This is a genomic window from Nocardioides sp. GCM10030259 (genome assembly GCF_042666375.1).
In the GTDB taxonomy this organism is placed as follows: domain Bacteria; phylum Actinomycetota; class Actinomycetes; order Propionibacteriales; family Nocardioidaceae; genus Nocardioides.
Genome location: NZ_JBHTDF010000008.1, coordinates 156,931 through 177,347, shown reverse-complemented (window position 1 = coordinate 177,347; position 20,417 = coordinate 156,931). Strand labels below are relative to the sequence as shown.

General features: G+C 71.8%; 22 protein-coding genes. 6 read left to right on the top strand and 16 right to left on the bottom strand.

Annotated features, from left to right (window positions below):
• Genes ACFQQI_RS09445 through ACFQQI_RS09435 form a run of 3 tightly spaced genes read right to left on the bottom strand, consistent with a single transcriptional unit; the run spans position 1 to position 3,046 of the window.
• Entirely contained in the window at positions 1–867 is an 867-nt protein-coding gene (locus ACFQQI_RS09445; protein ID WP_378562295.1) for a carbohydrate ABC transporter permease, read from the bottom strand.
• Complete coding sequence (locus ACFQQI_RS09440; protein ID WP_378561425.1) at positions 867–1,817, bottom strand: carbohydrate ABC transporter permease; 951 nt, start codon at positions 1,815–1,817, stop codon at positions 867–869. The genes ACFQQI_RS09445 and ACFQQI_RS09440 overlap by 1 nt, the downstream gene beginning before the upstream one ends.
• Entirely contained in the window at positions 1,814–3,046 is a 1,233-nt protein-coding gene (locus tag ACFQQI_RS09435) for an extracellular solute-binding protein (protein WP_378561422.1), read from the bottom strand. Before ACFQQI_RS09435 ends, ACFQQI_RS09440 begins: the two co-directional genes overlap by 4 nt.
• 202 nt (positions 3,047–3,248) lie before the next feature.
• Here ACFQQI_RS09435 and ACFQQI_RS09430 point away from each other — a divergent pair, with 202 nt between their 5' ends.
• A complete protein-coding gene (locus ACFQQI_RS09430; RefSeq protein WP_378561419.1) occupies positions 3,249–4,331 on the top strand; it encodes an ABC transporter ATP-binding protein in 1,083 nt (360 codons plus the stop codon).
• A 164-nt stretch (positions 4,332–4,495) separates the two neighbouring features.
• Here the strand turns inward: ACFQQI_RS09430 and ACFQQI_RS09425 are convergent, their stop codons facing one another.
• Complete coding sequence (locus ACFQQI_RS09425; protein ID WP_378561416.1) at positions 4,496–5,404, bottom strand: alpha/beta fold hydrolase; 909 nt, start codon at positions 5,402–5,404, stop codon at positions 4,496–4,498.
• A gap of 88 nt (positions 5,405–5,492) precedes the next feature.
• Between ACFQQI_RS09425 and ACFQQI_RS09420 the strand changes: the two genes are divergently transcribed.
• Positions 5,493–6,326, top strand: coding sequence for an esterase/lipase family protein (locus tag ACFQQI_RS09420; RefSeq protein ID WP_378561413.1), 834 nt, complete (start codon positions 5,493–5,495; stop codon positions 6,324–6,326).
• Here the strand turns inward: ACFQQI_RS09420 and glpX are convergent.
• Genes glpX through ACFQQI_RS09390 form a run of 6 tightly spaced genes read right to left on the bottom strand, consistent with a single transcriptional unit; the run spans position 6,291 to position 11,580 of the window.
• Complete coding sequence (gene glpX, locus ACFQQI_RS09415) at positions 6,291–7,307, bottom strand: class II fructose-bisphosphatase (RefSeq protein WP_378561410.1); 1,017 nt, start codon at positions 7,305–7,307, stop codon at positions 6,291–6,293. The two genes, ACFQQI_RS09420 and glpX, sit on opposite strands and share 36 nt — an antisense overlap.
• A gap of 20 nt (positions 7,308–7,327) precedes the next feature.
• Complete coding sequence (locus ACFQQI_RS09410) at positions 7,328–8,374, bottom strand: sulfate/molybdate ABC transporter ATP-binding protein (RefSeq protein ID WP_378561407.1); 1,047 nt, start codon at positions 8,372–8,374, stop codon at positions 7,328–7,330.
• Entirely contained in the window at positions 8,371–9,162 is a 792-nt protein-coding gene (locus ACFQQI_RS09405; protein ID WP_378561404.1) for an ABC transporter permease, read from the bottom strand. The genes ACFQQI_RS09410 and ACFQQI_RS09405 overlap by 4 nt, the downstream gene beginning before the upstream one ends.
• Positions 9,163–9,166: 4 nt before the next feature.
• Positions 9,167–9,928 (bottom strand): molybdate ABC transporter substrate-binding protein, encoded by a 762-nt coding sequence (gene modA / locus ACFQQI_RS09400; protein WP_378561401.1) that lies wholly within the window; start codon positions 9,926–9,928, stop codon positions 9,167–9,169.
• Positions 9,925–10,338: a molybdopterin-binding protein gene (locus tag ACFQQI_RS09395; protein ID WP_378561398.1), complete on the bottom strand. Its 414-nt coding sequence runs from the start codon at positions 10,336–10,338 to the stop codon at positions 9,925–9,927. The genes modA and ACFQQI_RS09395 overlap by 4 nt, the downstream gene beginning before the upstream one ends.
• A 6-nt stretch (positions 10,339–10,344) precedes the next feature.
• Positions 10,345–11,580 carry an SLC13 family permease gene (locus ACFQQI_RS09390; protein ID WP_378561395.1) on the bottom strand — a complete coding sequence of 412 codons (1,236 nt, stop codon included), beginning with the start codon at positions 11,578–11,580 and terminating at the stop codon, positions 10,345–10,347.
• A 216-nt stretch (positions 11,581–11,796) separates the two neighbouring features.
• On the opposite strand from ACFQQI_RS09390, the gene ACFQQI_RS09385 reads away from it, so the two are divergent.
• Entirely contained in the window at positions 11,797–12,357 is a 561-nt protein-coding gene (locus ACFQQI_RS09385; protein WP_378561392.1) for a DUF4245 family protein, read from the top strand.
• 2 nt (positions 12,358–12,359) lie between these two features.
• On the opposite strand, the gene ACFQQI_RS09380 is transcribed toward ACFQQI_RS09385, so the two are convergent.
• Together ACFQQI_RS09380 and xseA are read right to left on the bottom strand one after the other, a co-directional pair.
• Positions 12,360–12,581, bottom strand: coding sequence for an exodeoxyribonuclease VII small subunit (locus ACFQQI_RS09380; protein ID WP_378561389.1), 222 nt, complete (start codon positions 12,579–12,581; stop codon positions 12,360–12,362).
• A complete protein-coding gene (gene xseA / locus ACFQQI_RS09375; RefSeq protein WP_378561386.1) occupies positions 12,562–13,812 on the bottom strand; it encodes an exodeoxyribonuclease VII large subunit in 1,251 nt (416 codons plus the stop codon). The genes ACFQQI_RS09380 and xseA overlap by 20 nt, the downstream gene beginning before the upstream one ends.
• A 46-nt stretch (positions 13,813–13,858) precedes the next feature.
• On the opposite strand from xseA, the gene ACFQQI_RS09370 reads away from it, so the two are divergent.
• Positions 13,859–14,860: a 4-hydroxy-3-methylbut-2-enyl diphosphate reductase gene (locus ACFQQI_RS09370; protein ID WP_378561383.1), complete on the top strand. Its 1,002-nt coding sequence runs from the start codon at positions 13,859–13,861 to the stop codon at positions 14,858–14,860.
• Between the two features lie 4 nt (positions 14,861–14,864).
• Positions 14,865–15,488 (top strand): L-threonylcarbamoyladenylate synthase, encoded by a 624-nt coding sequence (locus tag ACFQQI_RS09365; RefSeq protein ID WP_378561380.1) that lies wholly within the window; start codon positions 14,865–14,867, stop codon positions 15,486–15,488.
• 7 nt (positions 15,489–15,495) lie between these two features.
• On the opposite strand, the gene ACFQQI_RS09360 is transcribed toward ACFQQI_RS09365, so the two are convergent.
• The gene (locus ACFQQI_RS09360; RefSeq protein ID WP_378561377.1) at positions 15,496–15,909 is read right to left on the bottom strand and encodes a DUF6542 domain-containing protein; all 414 of its coding nucleotides are present in this window, start codon (positions 15,907–15,909) and stop codon (positions 15,496–15,498) included.
• Positions 15,906–16,958, bottom strand: a complete 1,053-nt coding sequence (locus ACFQQI_RS09355; protein WP_378561373.1) for a DNA recombination protein RmuC — start codon at positions 16,956–16,958, stop codon at positions 15,906–15,908. Before ACFQQI_RS09355 ends, ACFQQI_RS09360 begins: the two co-directional genes overlap by 4 nt.
• 77 nt (positions 16,959–17,035) lie before the next feature.
• Between ACFQQI_RS09355 and ACFQQI_RS09350 the strand changes: the two genes are divergently transcribed.
• Positions 17,036–17,644, top strand: coding sequence for a dihydrofolate reductase family protein (locus ACFQQI_RS09350; RefSeq protein WP_378561370.1), 609 nt, complete (start codon positions 17,036–17,038; stop codon positions 17,642–17,644).
• Here ACFQQI_RS09350 and ACFQQI_RS09345 read toward each other — a convergent pair.
• Positions 17,626–19,428: a bifunctional sugar phosphate isomerase/epimerase/4-hydroxyphenylpyruvate dioxygenase family protein gene (locus ACFQQI_RS09345; protein ID WP_378561367.1), complete on the bottom strand. Its 1,803-nt coding sequence runs from the start codon at positions 19,426–19,428 to the stop codon at positions 17,626–17,628. The genes ACFQQI_RS09350 and ACFQQI_RS09345 overlap by 19 nt on opposite strands.
• Complete coding sequence (locus tag ACFQQI_RS09340) at positions 19,428–20,417, bottom strand: phosphotriesterase (protein WP_378561364.1); 990 nt, start codon at positions 20,415–20,417, stop codon at positions 19,428–19,430. Before ACFQQI_RS09340 ends, ACFQQI_RS09345 begins: the two co-directional genes overlap by 1 nt.

The window sequence follows — 20,417 nt, the reverse complement described above, 5'->3', positions numbered from 1 at the left end:
TCACCCCTTCACCGCGCCGGACGTGAGGCCGGCGACGATCTTTCGCTGGAACAGCAGGACGATGATGATGATCGGGACGGTGACCACGACCGAGGCGGTGGCCAGCAGTCCGTACGGCGGGTTGAACGGGTCGGGTCCGACGAAGAACGAGAGCTGTGCCGGCACGGTGCGGGAGTCGGTCGTCGACGTCAGCGAGATCGCGAGCACGAACTCGTTCCACGCGAAGAAGAACGTCAGGATCGCGGCGGTGAAGACGCCCGGCGCCGCCAGCGGCACGATCACCTTGCGGAACGCCTGCCACGACGTCGCGCCGTCGACCTGGGCCGCCTGCTCCATCTCCCACGGGATCTCCCGGAAGAACGCCGACAGCGTCCAGATCGCCAGCGGCAGCGTGAACGACATGTACGGGATGATCAGCCCGGGCCAGGTGTTGAAGAGGCCGAGCGTCCGCCACAGGTCGAACAGCGGCCCGACCAGCGCGACCACCGGGAACATCGCGATGGCCAGTGCGAGCGAGAGCACGAGCCGCTTGCCCTTGAACTCCAGGCGGGCGATCGCGTACGCCGCCAGGGTCGCGAAGATCACCGACAGGAAGGTCGCGATCGCCGCGATCCCGAAGGAGTTGCGCAGCGCGTCGAGGAAGTCGTCGTGGGTCGTCTCCTGGCCGGGCGTCACGCTGCCGAAGCCGAGGATGTCGCGGTAGTTCTGGATGGTCCATTCCTTCGGCAGGAACTGCGGGCTCCCGACCTGGGTCTCGCCGGGGCCCTTGAAGGACAGCGAGAGGATCCAGACCACCGGGAGCAGGCACCAGACCAGGATGATGATGAAGCCCACCCAGGTGCCGATCTTGTTGCGCGTCTCGTGCATCACGCCTCACCCCTCGCCTGCGCCAGGTCGACGCGGAACGTCTTGACGATCAGCCACGCCAGCAGCAGCACGGTGAGGAACAGCAGGACCGAGAGCGCCGAGCCGAGGCCCAGCTGGAACTGCTGGATGACCTGCCGATAGGTCAGGAACGACGAGGACTCGGTGTCCTGTGCGCCGCGGGTCATCACGTAGATGTTGTCGAAGATCCGGAACGCGTCGAGTGCCCGGAACAGCACCGCGACCATGATCGCGGCCCGCATGTTCGGGATGATCACCTTCCACAGCCGCTGCCACCACGTGGCGCCGTCGACCTTCGCGGCCTCGATCATGTCCTCCGACACCTGCGACAGGCCGGCGAGCAGGAGCAGCGCCATGAACGGCGTGGTCTTCCAGATCTCGGACACCATGATCGCGAACATCGCCGGCCAGTGGCTGCCGAACCAGTTGGTGTCCGCCGTGATCCACGGCAGCCACTCGAACCAGCTGTTCACCCAGCCGTTGTTGAGGCTGAACGCGAACTGCCAGGCGTACGCCGAGACCACCGTGATGATCCCGTAGGGGATCAGGATCGAGGTCCTGATCGCCCCGCGCGCGAAGACGATCCGGTGCATCACCATCGCGAACGCGAACCCGATGACGAGCTCGATGGCCACGGTGACCACCATGATGATCACGGTGTTGAGGGTGTCCTGCCAGAACAGCGAGTCGGTCAGCACCGTCCCGTAGTTGCTCAGCCCGACGAACTCCTTGTCGTCCGGGTTGGTCAGCCGGTATCGGTACAGCGACAGGTAGAGCGCCTGGATCATGGGCCACGCCGTGACGACCAGCATCACGATGACGGCGGGCAGCACGAGCCGCTGGCCGAGGCGGTTCTCGGCTCTCGAGCGGTCCGTCATCCTCGTCCGCTTCTTGCCCGCCGAGGCCGCCGGCGTGGCGACGGTGGTGGTCACAGCAGGCTCCTTCCGTGGAGGACGTCGTCGATGAACGTCTGCGACGTCGCGGGTGTCGACGACGTGACGCTCGCCGGTGGATGCCAGGTCGACTGGAGGCCGCCCGAGATGTCGCTCCAGTACGGCGTGACGGTGCGCGGAGCCGCGGCGTTGAGGCTGTCCTGGAAGAGCTGGAGGAGGTCAGCCGGGTAGGTCTCCTCGAGCGCGTTGTCGTTGGCCGCGTAGCCCGCCTCGCTGGCCGGCATGTTGCCGGTGATCTCGGCGTTGACCTCCTGGTTCTCCGGGCTGGTCAGGCACTCGACCGCCTCCATCGCCTTGTCGGTGTTGTTGGAGTAGGCGCTCACGCCGAGCCCGATGCCGCCGTACGGCGGGCGCGACTCCTCTCCCTCGACGGTGGTGGGGTAGCGGGTGTAGCCGATGTCCTTGTTGAAGCCCTCGTTGGTCGCCTCGTAGCTGTTGAAGATGTAGGTCCAGTTGACCATGAACGCGCCCTGGTCACCCCCGAACGTGCTGGCCGCCTGGCCCTCCTGGGCGACCGACAGGTCCGCCGGTGCGGCGGGGGAGCGGGCGAGCTTCCGGATGACCGCAGCGGCCTCCTCGCCGGCCGGGGAGTCGATCTCGAGCGTCATGTCGAGGCCCTTGTCGGTGTCGGTGGCGATCTGTCCGCCGGCGCCCGAGATCAGCGCGTTGATCCAGACGACGTACCCCTCGTACTTGTTCGACTGGACCGAGACCTTCCCGCCGTTGTCGGCGGCGGAGTCGATGATCTGGTCCCAGGTGACCGGCTGGCTCATGTCGATGCCGGCCTTCTCGACGAACGACTTGCGGTACCAGAGCACCTGCGTGTTCGACCAGAACGGCGCTACGACCATCTGGCCGTCCCAGGTGGCGGCGTCCGTGGCGCCCTGGAAGGACTGGTCCGTCAGCTTGTCCTGGAGCTCCTGCGGCAGCGGGGCCAGGAAGCCGGCGTTGGAGAACTCCGCGGTGAACGGCGGGTCGATGCTCATGATGTCGATGCCGGAGTCCTCGGCGGCGAGGCGCCGGGCCAGCTGGATGCGCTGCTCGTTGGCGTCCTGCGGCAGGACCTGCGTCTTGATCGTGTAGTCGTCGGTGCTGCAGTTCTCGGCGACCTTGGCCTGGCCTCCGGAGTCCGGGTTGATGTACCAGACCAACGTGTCGGCGGAGCTGGCGTCGGCCGAGCAGGCGGCGAGCAGACCGGCGGCGGACACCAGGGCGGCTCCTGCGGCGAGGCCACGGCGTACCCGAGACATTCGACCCCTCCCCTCTAGTGGGCTACCTCACATGTAGCCCTGCGGGGACGACTTGTAAACCCTCCTGCGGCGCGGCGGGCCGGGACCGGCTACTGTGAGCGCGCTCACCTTTACTACGGATCGTCCGGCACGTACCTGCCGGTGGAGGAGTTGTTGAAGCATGGCCACTGTGCGTTTCGAAGAGGCACAGCGCTGGTATCCCGGCGCCGACAAGCCCGCAGTCCCGGGCATCAGTCTCGAGATCGGTGACGGGGAGTTCATGGTCCTCGTCGGTCCCTCCGGTTGCGGCAAGTCCACGACCCTGCGGATGCTCGCGGGGCTCGAGGAGGTCAACGAGGGGAAGATCTACATCGGGGACCGGGAGATCACCCACACCCCGCCGAAGGACCGGGACATCGCGATGGTGTTCCAGAACTACGCGCTCTACCCCCACATGTCGGTCGCCGACAACATGGCGTTCGCGCTGAAGATGGCGAAGGTGCCGACCGAGGAGCGCAACAAGCGTGTCCAGGACGCGGCGAAGATCCTCGGCCTGACCGAGTACCTCGACCGCAAGCCGAAGGCGCTCTCCGGTGGCCAACGCCAGCGCGTCGCGATGGGCCGCGCGATCGTCCGCCAGCCGCAGGTCTTCTGCATGGACGAGCCGCTGTCGAACCTCGACGCCAAGATGCGCGTGCAGACCCGCACCGACATCGCGAAGCTCCAGGCCGACCTCGGTGTCACCACCGTCTACGTCACCCACGACCAGGTCGAGGCGATGACGATGGGCGACCGGGTCGCCGTGATGAAGGACGGCTACCTCCAGCAGGTCGACACCCCGCTGGCGCTCTACGACAAGCCCGTCAACCTCTTCGTCGCCGGCTTCATCGGCTCGCCGCAGATGAACCTCATGGAGGCGAAGGCCGACAACGGCCAGGCCAAGATCGGCGAGTACCTCGTGCCGGTCGACCCGACCGCGTCGAAGAAGATGGAGGGCAACATCACCGTCGGTGTGCGCCCCGAGGCGTGGCGCGTGGTCGGCAACAGCGAGGACGGCATGCCCGTCCAGGTGACCGTGGTCGAGGACCTCGGCGCCGACGCCTACGTCTACGGCACCAGCGGTGTCGAGGGCACGCCCAACAACATCATCATCCGGGTCAGCGGGCGCAGCCACCCGCAGAAGGGCGAGACGATGTACGTCACGACCGACCCGCACAACGTCCACGTCTTCGACACGGACACCGGCGAGCGTCTCTCGGACTGATCAGCTCAACGCTCCGGTGGTTGAGGAGGGCCGCCAGGCCCGTCTCGAAACGCCGGAGCTCGCGCAGGGCGGTGATCCCCGTGGTCACCGCCCTGTTCGCGTTTCCGGGGTTTCGAGGCTCAGGCGCCAGGGCGCCTTCGCACCTCAACCACCGCGAGGCAGCGTCAGGTGCGGTCAGCCGTACGCCGGATGGCGTTGACGAAGGTCTCGTGGAGGGGCACGGGCAGGTCGTGGCCCATGCCGTCGATGAGCAGCAGCTCGGCGCCGGGGATCGCGGCGGCCGTCGCCCGGCCGCCGGAGACGTGGACCATCCGGTCGGCGAGGCCGTGGACCACGAGGGTGGGCACGCGTACGCCGCGCAGCCGGGCGCCCCGGTTGGGCTGGGTCACCACGGCCAGCATCTGGCGCAGGACGCCCTCGGGGTGCACGCCGCGGTCCCAGGTCTCCTCGAAGCGAAGGCGCATCGCGTCCGCCGGCTCGGGGTAGGCCGGGGAGCCGGTCAGTCGCGCGAAGACCATGCTGCCCGCGACGTACGCCTCCCGGCCGGCGCGGCGCGGTGCGATCATCCGGGGGAGCAGCGACGGGTGCTGCCAGCCGACGCTCCGCTTCCCGGTCGTCGACATGATGCTGGTCAGGGAGTCGACCCGCTCGGGTCGCGCGATCGCCATCGTCTGCGCGATCATCCCGCCCATCGACACGCCCACGACGTGCGCGGAGTCCAGTCCGAGGTGGTCGAGCAGCCCGAAGGCGTCGTCGGCCAGGTCCGTGAGCAGGTACGGCGCGCGCACCCGACCGCCGGCGAACGCCCGCACCAGGGCCGCCCGCGAGACCCGGCCGTCGAGCACCGTCGAGCGGCCCGCGTCGCGGTTGTCGAAGCGCACGACGTAGAAGCCGGCCCGGGCCAGCTCGGAGCACAGCTCCGGGTTCCACCAGGTCATCGGCGCCCCGAGCCCCATCACCAGCAGCAACGGGTCGCCGTCGGGGCTGCCGAAGGTCTGGTAGCAGAGCTCGGCGCCGCTCGCGACCGGGGCGAAGAGCTCCTCGGACACCGCGACCTCGACGGGGGACTGCATGCTCGAATTCAACCAGTTGAGGGAAAAACCGACACGACGCGCCCGCATTCGCATCCGGTCAGGGGGTACCGGACGTAACGTGGCTCACATGCACGCGACCGCTCTCGCGGACTTCCTGCTGCCGGACGGCTTCGCCGCTCCCGGTGCAGCAGCGGTGCTGCGCGAGGGGAGCGCGGTGGTCGAGATCGGCCGGTTCGCGCTCCGCGCGGCCGGCGACCGGCGCACCCGCCGCGACACGCCGTACGCCGCCCGCGTGACGTCGCGCCTGGGCGACCCGGTGCTGCTCGTGCCGGGGTTCCTCGCCGGCGACGGCACGCTCGGACTGATGTCGCGGGCGCTGCGCGCGCGGGGGTTCCGCACCTACCGGTCCCACATCCACGCCAACGTCGGCTGCACCCGCACGGCCGCAGACCAGCTCGAGGCGCGGCTGGAGTCGATCGCGATGCGGCGCGACTCGCGGGTGCAGATCGTCGGGCACAGCCTCGGCGGCATGCTCGCCCGCGGGATCGCCGTACGCCGCCCCGACCTGGTGTCCAACATCGTGACGATGGGGAGCCCGATGCTCGCGCCGGGCGCCCACCACCGCTCTCTCAGCGCGAGCGTCGACCTGCTGGTGCGGCTCAGCCGGGCCGGCGTACCCGGCCTGATGGCGGAGGAGTGCGTGGCCGGGTCGTGTGCCCGGCGGAGCTTCGAGGAGAGCCGCGTGCCGGTGCCGCCCGGCGTCGGCTTCACCGCGATCTACTCCCGGCGCGACGGCATCGTCGACTGGCGGGCCTGCGTCGACCCGCTCGCCCACGCCGTCGAGGTGGCCGCGTCCCACCTGGGCATGGCGTGGGACCCCCGCGTCGTCGACGTGGTGTGCGACAGCCTGCTCGGTACGTCGTCCTCAGCCGTCGAAGTCGATCGCGGCAAAAGCGCGTAGCTTCTGGAGCTGGTGCTCCGAGGTGATCGACCGGATCGTGCCGCTGCGCGAGCGCATCACCAGCGAGTGCGTGGTCACCCCGCCGGCCCGGTAGCGGACGCCGCGGAGCAGCTCGCCGTCGGTGATGCCGGTGGCCACGAAGAAGCAGTCGTCGCCGGTGACCAGCATGTCGGTGGTCAGGACGTGGTCGGGGTCGAGCACGTGGCCGGCGTCGATCGCCTTCTGCCGCTCGTCGTCGTCCTGGGGCCACAGCCGGCCCTGGATCGTGCCACCGAGCGACTTCATGGCGCAGGCGCTGATGATGCCCTCGGGGGTGCCGCCGATGCCCATCAGCAGGTCGATGCCGGTCTCGGGGCGCGCGGCCATGATCGCGCCCGCGACGTCGCCGTCGGTGATGAACTTGATCATCGCGCCGGTCGCGCGGATCTCCTCGACCAGGGCGGCGTGCCGCGGGCGGTCGAGCAGGACGACCGTGACGTCGCGGGGGTCCTTGCCCTTGGCCTTGGCGACCTGGTGGATGTTCTCGGCGACCGGGAGGCGGATGTCGACGACGTCGGCCGCCTCGGGACCGGTGACCAGCTTCTCCATGTAGAAGACCGCGGACGGGTCGTACATCGAGCCGCGCGGGGAGACCGCCAGCACCGACACCGCGTTGGTCATGCCCTTCGCGGTCAGCGTGGTGCCGTCGATGGGGTCGACCGCGACGTCGCACTCCGGACCGGAGCCGTCGCCGACGCTCTCGCCGTTGTAGAGCATCGGGGCGTTGTCCTTCTCGCCCTCGCCGATGACGACGACGCCGTCCATGCCGATCGTCGAGATCATCACCCGCATCGCGTTGACCGCGACGCCGTCGGCGCCGTTCTTGTCGCCCCGGCCCACCCACCGGCCGGCGGCCATGGCGGCCGCCTCGGTCACCCGGACCAGCTCGAGGGCGAGGTTGCGATCGGGCCGCTGCGGATCGACGGACAGGCTTTCGGTCATGGCGGCGACTCTATCGGTGCTCAGACGCGGTACACAGAGACCTCCGTCGCCTTGACGCTGAACACCACGCGAAGTCCCGGCACCAGGTCGAGCTCGGCCGCCGCGAGCGGGGTGACGTCGGCCGCCAGCTCTCCCGCGTGCACCCGCACCCGGTCCCCCAGGGGCTCCAGGTCGGTGACCGTGGTCGTGACGACGTTGCGGGGGCTGCCCGCCGGGAGGTCGCGGTAGACCGAGACCGCGCTGGGCCGGAAGACCGCGACCACGGGATCGCCGGCGTCCGGCGCCGGGCCGGTCGTCAGTCCCTTGACCTCGGTGCCGCCGGGGCCGTGGACGGCGTCCTCCCGCCAGGTGCCGCGGACGGCGTTCAGGCCCGCGATCCGGGCGGCGAACGTGCTGCGCGGCCGGGTCAGCACCGCCTGGGTGAGGCCCTCCTCGACCACCCGGCCGCCCTCGACCACCACGACGCGGTCGGCGAGGAGCAGCGCGTCGAGGGCGTCGTGGGAGACCAGCACGACGGACCGCTCGGCGAGCACCCGCCGCAGGGTCTGCCGGAGCGCGGGGCGTACGGCGACGTCGAGCGCGGCCATCGGCTCGTCGAGCAGCAGCAGCCGGGGCTCGGCGGCGAGGGCCCGGGCGATCGCGACCCGCTGGGCCTGGCCCCCGGAGAGCTGGCCGGGGCGGCGGCCGGCCAGGTCGGCGATCCCGACCTCGTCGAGCCACCGGTGGGCGCGCTCGCGTGCGTCCCGGCGATGGACTCCGGAGCTGCGCGGGCCGAAGGCGACGTTCTCCAGCACGCTCAGGTGCGGGAACAGCAGCGGGTCCTGGGCCAGCAGGGCGATCCGGCGCGCGTGCGGCGGCACCCAGGTGCGCGGGTCGGTGAGCGGGGTGCCGTCGAGGACGACCCGTCCCGAGTCCGGCCGCAGCAGTCCGGCCGCGACCGCGAGCAGGGTCGACTTGCCGGCGCCGTTGGGTCCCAGGACCGCGACGGTCTCGCCCTCGGCGACGTCGAGCGCCACGTCGACACCGCGGGCGGCGACGGTCGCTGCCAGCTCGAGGCCCGTGCTCATGCGACGCTCCGTCCGGGACGGGCGAACGCGATCACCAGCACGGCGACCAGCACCAGCACCAGCGACATCGCGACGGCGGCGTCCGGGTCGGTGACCCGTAGGTTGTAGACGTAGAGCGGCAGGGTGCGGGTCGTGCCCTCCAGGCTGCCGGCGAAGGTGATCGTGGCACCGAACTCGCCGAGCGCCCGGGCGAACGACAGCACCGCACCCGACACCAGGCCGGGCAGGACCAGCGGCAGCGTCACCCGCCGGAAGACGGTCGTCGGCCGGGCGCCGAGGGAGGCGGCGACGACCTCGTAGCGCTCGCCCGCGGTGCGCAGCGCGCCCTCCAGGCTGACGACCAGGAACGGCAGCGCGACGAAGGTCTGGGCGAGCACGACCGCGATCGTCGAGAACGCGACCTGGACGCCGAGCGCGTCCAGCTGCTCACCGATGAGACCGCGCCGGCCGAACGTGTAGAGCAGCGCGATGCCGCCGACCACGGGTGGCAGCACGAGTGGGAGCAGCACCAGCGACCGGACGACGCCCTGGCCGCGGAAGCGGGTGCGCGCGAGCACCACGGCCATCGGGACGCCCAGGGCGAGGCAGAGCAGGGTCGCGGCGGCCGACGTACGCAGGCTCAGCCACAGTGCGGTCAGCGCGGCGTCGGACGTGACCAGCGACCAGAAGCTGGTCCAGTCGACCCGGGAGACCATCCCGGCGAGCGGGAGCAGCACCAGCGCCGCACCGAGGGCGGCGGGGACGAAGATCCAGCCGGGGAGCCCGACGTGCCGTTCGCGGCGAGTCACGCGCCTAAGGCTGCCCGAAGCCGGCGTCCTGGAGGACATGCTGGCCCGTGTCGCCGAGCACGAACTCGATGAAGTCCGCCGCGAGGTCGGCGTTCTCGCTGTCCGCGACCGGCGCGATCGGGTAGGTGTTCACGACGTCCGCGGACTCCGGGAACGGCACGCCGTGCACGTCGTCGCCGGCGGCGGTCACGTCGGTCACGTAGACCACGCCGGCGTCGGCCTCGCCGGAGGTCACCTTGGCGAGCACGTCGGTGACCGACTCCTCCTCGCTGACCGGGCTCAGCGTCACGCCGAGGTCGTCGGCCATGGTCTGGGTGGCCGCGCCGCACGGCACCTCGGGGGCGCAGACGACGAGCTGGAGGCCCTGCTCGCCGAGGTCCTGGAAGCTCTCCACCCCGGCGGGGTTGTCCGGCGGAGTTGCGATCTCGAGGACGTTGGTCGCGAAGTCCTGCGGGTCCTCGCCGGCCAGGTCGGCGTCGACGAGCTTGTCCATGTTCGCGGTGTCGGCGGACGCGAAGACGTCGGCGGGGGCGCCCTCCTGGATCTGGGTGACCAGGTCGGAGGAGCCGCCGAAGCTGGACTCGACCTCGACGCCGTCGTGCTCCGCCTCGAACTCGTCGCCGATCTGCTCGAACGTCGACGTCAGCGACGCCGCGGCGTACACGGTCAACGTGGTCGACCCGCCCTCGTCCCCCTCGTCGTCACCCCCGCAGGCGACGAGGGGGAGAGCCAGGGCGAGGACGGCGGGCAGGAGGATCTTCTTCACGGGCGCTCCACGACGACGTTGGTCGACTTGACGGACGCGATGGCTCGCACGCCGGGCTCGAGGCCGAGCTCCTCGGCCGCCTCGGTGCTCATCAGCGAGACCATCCGGTAGGGGCCGCAGACCAGCTCGACCTGGGCCATCACCCGGTCCTTGACGACCTTGGTGACGATCCCCGAGAGCCGGTTGCGCGCGCTCACGGCGGCCGCGCGGGTGGCCTCCCGGTCGGGGTGGTCGGCCAGCGACTCCGCGAGCGTCGCCAGGTCGGCGCCCGGGACGACCGTGCGGCCGTCCTCCTTCGTGCTGGCGACCCGGCCGGCCTCGACCCAGCGGCGCATGGTGTCGTCGCTGACGCCGAGCAGCTCGGCGGCCTCCGCGATCCGGTACGTCGTCACGCGGGGATCATGCCGCATCTGCGGTCATCTGACCAGTGACAACGCCGCAACTGCGGAGATCAGGCTGACTGGGGTGATCGCGAGGGAGACCCGGTGGAACTCGCGCAGCGACGGTGGGTGGCCCAGGCGCACCATGCCGCGGCGCCACAGGAGGTTGGCCAGCGACCCCGTGTAGCTGAGGCCGGACCCGATGTTCAGCCCGAGGAGCGCGGCGAGCACCGCCGTGTCACCCAGCGGCGCGAGCAGGGGGACGAGCAGGAGCGTGGCAGACAGGTTGGTGAGCAGGTTGGCGAGCACGGTGGCGAGCAGCGCGATGGCCAGGAGCGCGCCGAAGCCGGTGCCGGCCGGCAGCAGGTCGGCCACCCGGTCGCCGAGGAAGCCGGTCGAGATCGCGGCGACCACGATGCCGAGGCAGAGGACGAACAGCGCGAACGCCGGGTGCGCGGCGTTGACGGCGTCGCGGACCACCAGCAGGCCCTGCCGCCGGGCCCAGGCGACCAGGACGACGGCGGCGAGGCCGGAGATCCAGAAGGGCTCGACGCCGAAGGGGGACCCGGCCCCGAAGCCCACCAGCATCAGCGCGACGACCGCCAGCGGGACGGTCGGCAGGGGCTCTCGCCCGGTCCCGGGTGCGGACACCGGCCGCTGGGCGAGGTCGCGCCGGAAGAGCAGCCGCAGCCCGACGTACTCGACCACGAGCACGACCGCGAGCACCGGCGCCATCACCAGGGCGAACCGCCCGAACGTGAGGTCGAGGTGCGGCATCGCCAGCAGATTGGTCAGGTTCGAGACCGGGAGCAGCAGGGACGCCGAGTTCGCCATCCGCAGGCAGGCGTGCGCGGCCGGGCGGTAGGACGTACCGGTGCTGGTGGCGACCGCGACGGCTACCGGGGTCAGCAGCACGACCGTGGCGTCGAGGCTGAGCACGGCGGTGACCGCGGCCGCGAGCAGGAAGATCCCGGTGAAGATCGCCAGCGGTCGACCGTGGGCCACTTCGCGGACACGGGCAGCGGCGGCGCGGAACAGGCCGGCCCGCCCGCAGACGTCGGCGACGACGAGGATCGTGACGAGGAACAGCACGACCGGGCCGAGGTGGCGCACGGTGTCCTCGACGTCCGACCACGCCAGGAGGCCGGTCGCGAGCGTCACCGCCGCCGCCGCGAGCCCTACGAGCGCCTCGACGCGGCCGCGCGGGTGGACGTACGCCGTGACCAGCAGGGCCGCGAGCGCCGCGACGGGGATCACGTCGACGCCGGGCACGGGCAGACCCTAGGGCACGACTCCTCATCCGAGAGCGCCTGCTGCGCGGGCCTTCGCATCCGATCTGGCGGCGTTGTCGGCGACTCGTCGGGACTCCGTCCCGCCTTCGCACCTCCGCCTTGCCAGATACGGCGCGAAACCCCGCTCGCGACGGCGCCGGATGAGGAGACGCACCCTAGGACACGGCTGGGTGCACCCACCTGTGAGGATGTGGGGGTGAGTGAGACGGCGCCGACGGGCAAGCCCGGTCGCTACCAGCGGTCGTTCGGCGGCCTCGTCGGCTCGATGATCGTGCTGGTGCTGGTCGTCTTCGGGATCATCGTCTTCCGCGGCACGTTCCGCGACACCCCCGAGTACGAGCCGGCGGACATCGACTACCGCGAGATGGTCGTCAGCATCCAGCAGCTCGGGCTGGAGCCGGTCTACCCGCCCGAGCTCCCGGAGGGCTGGTCGGTGAAGGACGCGTCGTTCCAGTCCGGTGACCGGCCGGTCGTCGACATGGTCTTCACCACCGACGACGAGCGCACGGCCGGGATCCACCAGGCGGACGACTCCGAGCGGGACCTGCTCGGCACCTACGTCGGCGATGGCGTGACCGAGACCGACCAGACGCTCACCACCGAGCTCGGCACCTGGGCGGGCTGGGAGGACACCGACGACGACCACGCCTGGACCACCGAGATCGGCGACGACACCGTGCTCGTCTACAGTTCCGGTGACCCCGACACGCTCCGGACCTTCGTCGAGTCGCTGACGACGGAGAAGCTCGAGCCCTGAGATCAGTCGGCGTCGGTGTCGTCGGACTCGATCGCGGCGTCGAGGCGCTGGCGGGCGCCGTCGAGCCAGTCCTGGCAGACCGTGGCGAGGTGCTCGCCGCGCTCCCAGAGGGCGAGGGACTCCTCGAGGGTGGTGCCGCCGGCCTCGAGCGCACGGACCACCTCGATCAGCTCCTGGCGAGCCTCCTCGTAGGAGGGCGTCTCGTCACTCTTCTTCTGGGCCATCGGTCTCCCCATCGATCGTCTCGGTGCTCGTGGTGGTGGCGTGCACGCGGCCGTCGGCGACCCGGACGCTGATCCTCTGCTTCGCGGCGACGCCGGCGACCGAGGTGACGACGTGGCCGTCGGCGTCCTGGAGTACGGCGTACCCGCGCTGCAGCGTCGCGAGCGGCGACAGCGCCCGGGCGCGGGCGCGCTGGTGGTCGATGTCGTCGGCGGCGCGGTCGAGGCGGTGCTCGAACGTGCGGCGGGCCCGGTCGCGCAGCTGGTGGACCTCGTCGAGCCGGGCGTCGAGCAGGGTGCGCGGGTCGGCCAGCGCCGGGCGCGACCGCAGCGCGTCGAGGGCCGTCTGCTCGCGCGCGATCCACCCGGCCAGGGCGCCCCGCATGCGCTCGCTCGCGTGGACGACGTTGCGGACCTCCTCGGCGACGTCGGGTACGACGAGCTTCGCGGCGTCGGTCGGCGTGGAGGCGCGGACGTCGGCGACCAGGTCGAGGAGCGGCTGGTCGGGCTCGTGGCCGATCGCCGAGACGACCGGCGTCCGCACCTTGGCGACCGCGCGGATCAGGGCCTCGTCGGAGAACGGCAGCAGGTCCTCGACCGAGCCGCCGCCACGGGCCACCACGATGACCTCGACGGCGGCGTTGCGGTCGAGGCGCTCGACCGCCTCGATCACCTCGGCCGCCGAGCGCGGGCCCTGCATCGCGGCGTACGCGACCTCGAAGCGGACGGCGGGCCAGCGCCGCTTCGCGTTGTCGAGCACGTCGCGCTCGGCCGCGCTGTTGGGCGCCGTGACCAGCCCGACCGTGCCGGGCAGGAACGGCAGCGACCGTTTGAGCTCCGCCGCGAACAGCCCCTCCGCGGCCAGCAGCTGACGGCGTCGCTCGAGCCGGGCGAGCAGCTCGCCGAGGCCGACCATCCGGATGTCGCGGGCGTAGAGCGAGATCGTGCCGCGGTTGGCGTAGTAGGAGGGCTTCGCGTGGACGACGATCGAGGCGCCCTCGACCAGCGGTGGGTTGAGCCCGTCGAAGAGGGTGCGCGAGCAGGTGACGGTCAGCGAGATGTCGGCGACCGCGTCGCGCAGCGTCATGAAGACGGTGTTCATGCCGGGGCGCCGGCTGACCTGTGCGACCTGCCCCTCGACCCACACCGCGCCGAGCCGGTCGACCCAGCCCGCGATCGCGTTGGCGATCTGGCGGACCGGCGCCGGCGACTCGGGAGACGTGTCGAGGGCCATGCCCGGGAGATTAGGGGATACCGCCGACCTCCCTAGACTGGGACACATGACGACCGACATGGGCATGCCGCCGATCCTGTCGCCGGAGGAGGCCGACAAGGCCGTCCTGCTGGCGGCGCCCCGGGGCTACTGCGCCGGCGTCGACCGGGCGGTCATCACGGTGGAGAAGGCGCTCGACCTGTACGGCGCCCCCGTCTACGTGCGCAAGCAGATCGTCCACAACAAGCACGTCGTCGCCGACCTCGAGTCGCGCGGCGCGATCTTCGTCGAGGAGCTCGAGGAGGTCCCGGCCGGGGAGACCGTGGTGTTCTCCGCCCACGGCGTCTCGCCGGAGGTGCACCGGCAGGCCGAGGACCGGTCCCTCAAGACCATCGACGCGACCTGCCCGCTGGTGACCAAGGTGCACCACGAGGCGCGGCGGTTCGCCAACGAGGACTACGACATCCTGCTCATCGGCCACGCCGGCCACGAGGAGGTCGAGGGTACGGCGGGCGAGGCGCCCGACCACATCCAGCTGGTCCAGAGCCCCGCCGACGTGCCCGGCATCGTCGTCCGCGACCCGAAGCGGGTCGCCTGGCTCTCGCAGACCACGCTCTCGGTCGACGAGACCCTCGAGACCGTCGCCGCGATCCGCGAGCGGTTCCCCGACCTGCTGGACCCGCCGAGCGACGACATCTGCTACGCGACCCAGAACCGCCAGCTCGCGGTCAAGGAGATCGCGAAGGAGTCCGACCTCGTCATCGTGGTCGGCTCCGGCAACTCCTCGAACTCCGTGCGCCTGGTCGAGGTCGCGCTCGAGGCCGGCGCCGGCTCGTCTTACCGCGTCGACGACGCCTCCGAGATCGACGACGCCTGGCTCGACGGCGTCCGCACGGTCAGCGTGACCTCCGGCGCGAGCGTGCCGGAGGCGCTGGTGCAGGGCGTGCTCGCCTACCTCGCCGAGCGCGGCTACCCGGACGCGCAGGCCGTGCACAGCGCCGAGGAGTCGCTGATCTTCGCGCTGCCGAAGGAGCTGCGCCGCGACCTCAAGGCCGCCGGCCGCGCCTGAGCAGATGGCCCGCTATCTCGACGTCCACCCGGACAACCCCCAGCCCCGGCTGCTCGGCCAGATCGCCGACGCGTTGCGTGACGACCAGCTGATCGCCTACCCGACCGACTCGGGCTACGCGCTCGGCTGCCGGCCCGGCAACCGCGACGGCCGCGACCGGATCCTGCGCATCCGCGGCCTCGACGACCGGCACCACTTCACGCTGATGTGCAAGGACTTCGCCCAGCTCGGCCAGTTCGTGCACATCGACAACGCGGCCTTCCGGGCGATCAAGGCCGCGACCCCCGGGGCGTACACGTTCATCCTCCCGGCGACGCCGGAGGTCCCGCGGCGGCTGATGCACCCGAAGAAGCGGACGGTCGGCGTCCGGATCCCCGACCACGTCTTCGTGCAGGCCCTGCTCGCCGAGCTCGGGGAGCCGCTGCTCACGAGCACGCTGATCCTGCCGGGGGAGTCCGAGCCGCGCGACCAGGGCTGGGAGATCAAGGAGGAGCTCGACCACGAGGTCGACATCGTGGTCGAGGCGGGGGAGACCCGGCCCGAGCCGACGACGGTGATCGACTGGTCGGAGGGCTACCCCGAGGTGGTGCGCGTCGGCGCCGGCGATCCGAGCCGGTTCGCGGCCTAGCAGGCTCCTAGGCCCGCTGGAGCCGGTGCCGGTTGATCACCCGGTGGCGTACGGCGAGCACGCCCAGGCTCAGCGAGTAGCCGATGATCAGCGCGCCCGCGTGGTGGCCGAGGCCGCTCACGACGGCCTGCACCACGCCGTCGCCGCTGTCGGCGATGGCGGCGGGCCGGATCACGCCGAGGAACGTGAAGACGCCGACCATGAGCAGGGGCGGCATCACGCCGACCGTGAAGAAGTCGCGCGGCCGGACCAGCAGCGCGAGGGTCAGGCAGATCAGCACGAAGCAGATGTCGAACAGCACGGTCAGCTCGCCGAACGCGAGCAGGTCGAGCAGGGCGACGGTCAGCGTGACCGCCACCCCGAGGACGGCCACCTGGCGACCGGACTCGTGCCCCTCCTCCCAGAGGGTCCGCTGGCTCACAAGGCCACGCTAGGGTCCGCGGCGTCGTCGTCATCGGCGGCGCGCCGGTCGACCGCGCGCAGGGAGGCGATCCCGACGGAGCGGGTGGTGACCTCGACCTGCCGCGGCGCGGGCAGGTCGCCGAAGCGGCGGGCCGAGACCAGCACCCGCGACTCGAGCGAGCCGACGGTCTGGTTGTAGTGGCCGACGGCCGCGTTGAGCGAGCGGCCGAGCTGGTCGAGGTGGCCGTTCATGCTGGTCAGGCGCTCGTGGAGCTCCCGGCCGAGGCGGTGGATGTCGCGGGCCTGGTCGGCGAGCGCCTCGTGGCTCCAGCCGTGCGCGATCGTGCGCAGCAGCGCGATGAGGGTGGTCGGCGTCGCGAGCACGACCTCCCGCTCCGCGGCGTACTCGATCAGCGACGGCTCGGCCTCGAGCGCCGCGGCGAGGAAGGACTCGGCCGGCACGAAGAGCACCACGAACTCGGGGCTCTCGGGCAGCGACCGCCAGTAGCGCTTGCCGCCCAGCGCGTCGACGTGGGTGCGCAGCTGCGCGGCGTGGCGGGCCAGGTGGCGGCGGTGCTCCTCGGGCTCGTCGGTGGACGTCGCGTCGAGGTAGGCGTCGAGCGGCACCTTGGCGTCGACCACCACGCTGCGACCGCCGACCAGGCGGACGACCAGGTCGGGCCGTCGGAGGCCGTCGTCGAGCCGCACCTGCTCGGCGAAGTCGCAGCGGTCGACGAGTCCGGCGAGCTCGACCGCGCGACGCAGGTGGAGCTCGCCCCAGCGGCCGCGGACCTGCGGCTTGCGGAGCGCGGTCGACAGCGACCGGGTCTCGCGCTGGAGCTGCGACACCTGGGCGTCGAACTGGCCCTGCCAACTCGCCCGCGCGCGGTCGAGGTGGTGCATCTGGTCGCTGAGCCGGTCGAGGCCCTGCATCACCTCGGCCTGGTCGACGACGCCGGCGGCGTACCGCTGCATCGCCGCGGGGCGCGAGCGCGACCAGAGCAGCCCGACGACCACTCCCAGGGCGAGGCCCACCAGGAGCGTGAGGAAGAGCGTCAGGATCTCCATGCACCCCAGCATGGGGGCGACCACCGACAGTCCGTCGGAGGCCGATGAGTCCGACGCGCCCGGCGGGTCGGAGTGGCATGACCTTCACGTCCGCGCACGTCACCGTGTCCCTGGACGGCTGCATGGCCGGCCCCGACCAGACGCTGGAGCAGCCGCTCGGCCGGGGCGGCGAGGAGCTGCACCGGTGGATGTTCGCGGACGACGCCACCGAGGTCGACCGCCGGTGGCGCGAGGATCTCGCGCGGCCGCGCGACGCCTACGTGATGGGCCGCAACATGTTCGGCCCGGTGCGGGGCGGGTGGGAGACGTACGACGGGGAGTGGCGCGGCTGGTGGGGCGACGAGCCGCCGTACCACGCACCGGTCTTCGTGCTCACCCACCACGCGCACGACCCGATCGAGATGGCCGGCGGCACGACCTTCCACTTCGTGACCGACGGGTTCGAGGCCGCGCTGGCCCGCGCCCGCGAGGTCGGCGACGGTGACGTGCTGATCGCCGGCGGCGCCTCGGCCTTGCGCCAGGCGCTGGCGGCGGGCGAGCTCGACGAGCTGGTCCTCGACGTCGCGCCGGACGTGCTCGGCGGCGGTGAGCGGATCTTCGACGGGTCGATCGCGCCGCGGCTGGAGATCGTCGAGGCCGAGCACTCGCCGTACGCGACCCACGTGCGCTACCGCGTGGTGCGCTGACCCTCGGCGCCCGCGCGGAGGTGCTGGGCGGCGAGGCGTACGCCGGCGTTCGGCGCGCCGTAGCCGTCGTAGCCGCCGCGTCGCTGCACGACCTCGAAGAACACCCCGCCGACGGTCTCGGTGTAGAAGTGCGTGAAGTCCCCGCTCGGGTCGCGGTCGTGCAGCAGGCCGAGCTCGGCCATCTCCCGCACCTGCTCGGTCGACAGCCCGAACCGGGCCTGGAGGTCGTCGTAGTAGTTGCGCGGGACGGCCAGCGGCACCAGCCCCCGCTCGATCGCGCGGCGGGCGACGGCGACGACGTCGTCGGTCGCGAAGGCGACGTGCTGGGGGAAGCCCGACGACCGGTCCCAGGCGAGCGGGGCGACGTTGAGGGCGAGGCGGCAGGCGCCCGTCGTGGACCGGACGACCTGGCTGCGGACCAGGCCGTTGGGGGCCGGGACCTCCTGGCTCGGGTCGGCGGCGAGACCCAGGACGCTGCTGTAGAAGAGGACCGCCTCGTCGAAGCACTGCCACGACTCGGCGAGGTTGACGTGGTCGATGCCGGTCAGCAGGGCCGGGCCGGGCTGGTGCCCGCCCTCGAACTCCGGCACCCAGGGTGCGTCGTCACCGGCGGAGACCGGGCCGAGGAAGACCTCGGTGCCGTCCGGGGCGCGGAAGGCGGGGAGCTCCTGCTCGTTCGCGAGCGTGCGGCGGTAGACCGTCGGCGCGCGCAGCGCCCGGGCCCGTTCGGCCGAGACGGGCGGCCGCTCGACCTCGAAGCCGACGGCGGCGAGCGTCGGGGTGCGGTCGCGGGAGTGCTCGTTGCAGACCACGCGGGCCGGTCCCTCGCTCCACAGCCGGGCGTCCTTGCTGCGGTGGCGCCCCCGGAACGTGAACCCGAGCTGCTGCAGGAGCACGTCGGCCTCCCCGGTGTCCTCGGCCCGCACCTCGACGAAGTCGAAGCCGGCGGGTTCGGCGACGGCGGGCAGCGGCTGGGCGCCGACCAGGTCCGCCAGCCAGGTGAGCGAACGGCGGGCCTGGCGGGCGGTCCGCACGACGTCGGTCTGCCGGAAGACGTCGTTGAAGACCTCGAGCGACAGCGGTCCGTCGTACCCCGCGCGCAGGACGTGGGTGACGAAGGCGCCGAGGTCGAAGGCGCCCTCGCCGGGGAAGAGGCGGTGGTGGCGCGACCACGACAGCACGTCCATGGTGAGCGCCGGGGCGTCGGCGAGCTGGAGGTAGAAGATCTTCGACCCGGGGATGTCCTCGATCGCCGCGGGATCGTGGTCGCGGGACAGGATGTGGAAGCTGTCGAGGCAGACGCCGACGGCGTCGTGGTCGGCGAGCTCGACGATGCGCCAGGCGCGGCGGTAGTCGTCGACGTACCGGCCCCAGGCGAGCGCCTCGTAGGCGATCCGGACGCCGTGCTCGGCGGCGGCGTCGCCGAGCCGGCGCAGCTGGTCGGCCGACACCTCGTCGTCGTCGATCGTGGCGGCGCCGACGTTGCTGCACACCAGCATGGTGTCGATGCCGAGCCGCTGCATCAGGGCGAACTTCGCGCGGGCCCGGCGCAGCACGGCCGCGAACTCGTCCTCGCTGACGCCCTCGGCGTCGCGGAACGGCTGGTAGAGGTCGAGCGAGAGGCCGAGCCGGTCCGCGAGCGCGACGACCTCCTCCGGGCTGGCCGGCGACGCGACCAGGTCGGGCTCGAAGATCTCCACGCCGTCGAAGCCGGCCTCGGCGGCGGCGTGCAGCTTCTCGGTCAGGGTGCCGCTGAGGCAGACCGTCGCGATCGAGGTGCGCATCACTGCTCCGTGGGTGCCGACGGCGTCAGGACCCGTGCGGGGTTGAGCACCATCAGCTGGTGGACCTGCTCGTCGGTCGCGCCGCCCTCGAGCAGGCGGGGGAGGATCCGGCGCGAGATGTTCTCGTGGTTCCAGTGCGGCACGTGCTCCGCGCGCCACGACGGCGGCGTCACGCGGCTGAAGTACGCCGCGTCGTGCGACAGCACCATCCGGTCGGCGTACCCCTCGCGCAGCAGGGTGAGCACGGTTCGCACCCGCGCCTCGTCGGTCAGCACGTGCTCCATCCCGAACCGGTCCATCCCGATCGTCGCGCCGGCGTCCATCAGCTCGCGCAGGTAGTCGAGGTCCTCGCTGTCCCCGCAGTGGCCGATCACCAGCCGGTCGGGCGCGACCCCGCGGTCGCGGAAGAACGTCAGCTGGTCGCGGCCGTTGCGCGACGGGGCATGGGTGTGGGTCGTGATCGGCACGCCGGTGCGCAGGTGCGCGGCCGTCGCGGCCTCCATCACCCGCTGCACGTCGGGCGTGATGCCGGGCAGGTCGGTGACGACCTTGAGCATGCCCGCCCGCACCGCGGTGCTCGCGATGCCCACCTCGATGTCCCGGACGAAGAGCTCGACCAGCGGGTCCGGGCCGCCGAGCAGCCGGCCCGGACCGTGGGTCGAGAAGTACGACGGGAGCGCGTTGGCCGTGTAGTAGCCGGTCGACGCGACCAGCTGCACGCGCACCCGCTCGGCCACGCGGGCGACCCGGCCGACGTCGCGACCGATGCCGAGGACCGTGAGGTCGACGACCGTGCGGACCCCGAGGTCCCACAGCCGCTCGAGTCCTCCGACCGCGGTCTCGATCGCGACGTCCTCGCTCCACTCGGGATGGGGGAGGTCGAGATCCAGCTCCGGCTGGTGGACGAACACGTGCTCGTGGATGAGCGTCGTGCCGAGGTCTCCGGGACCTACCGGGCCCCGGAAGGTCTGCACCTCCGGCGTGCTCAC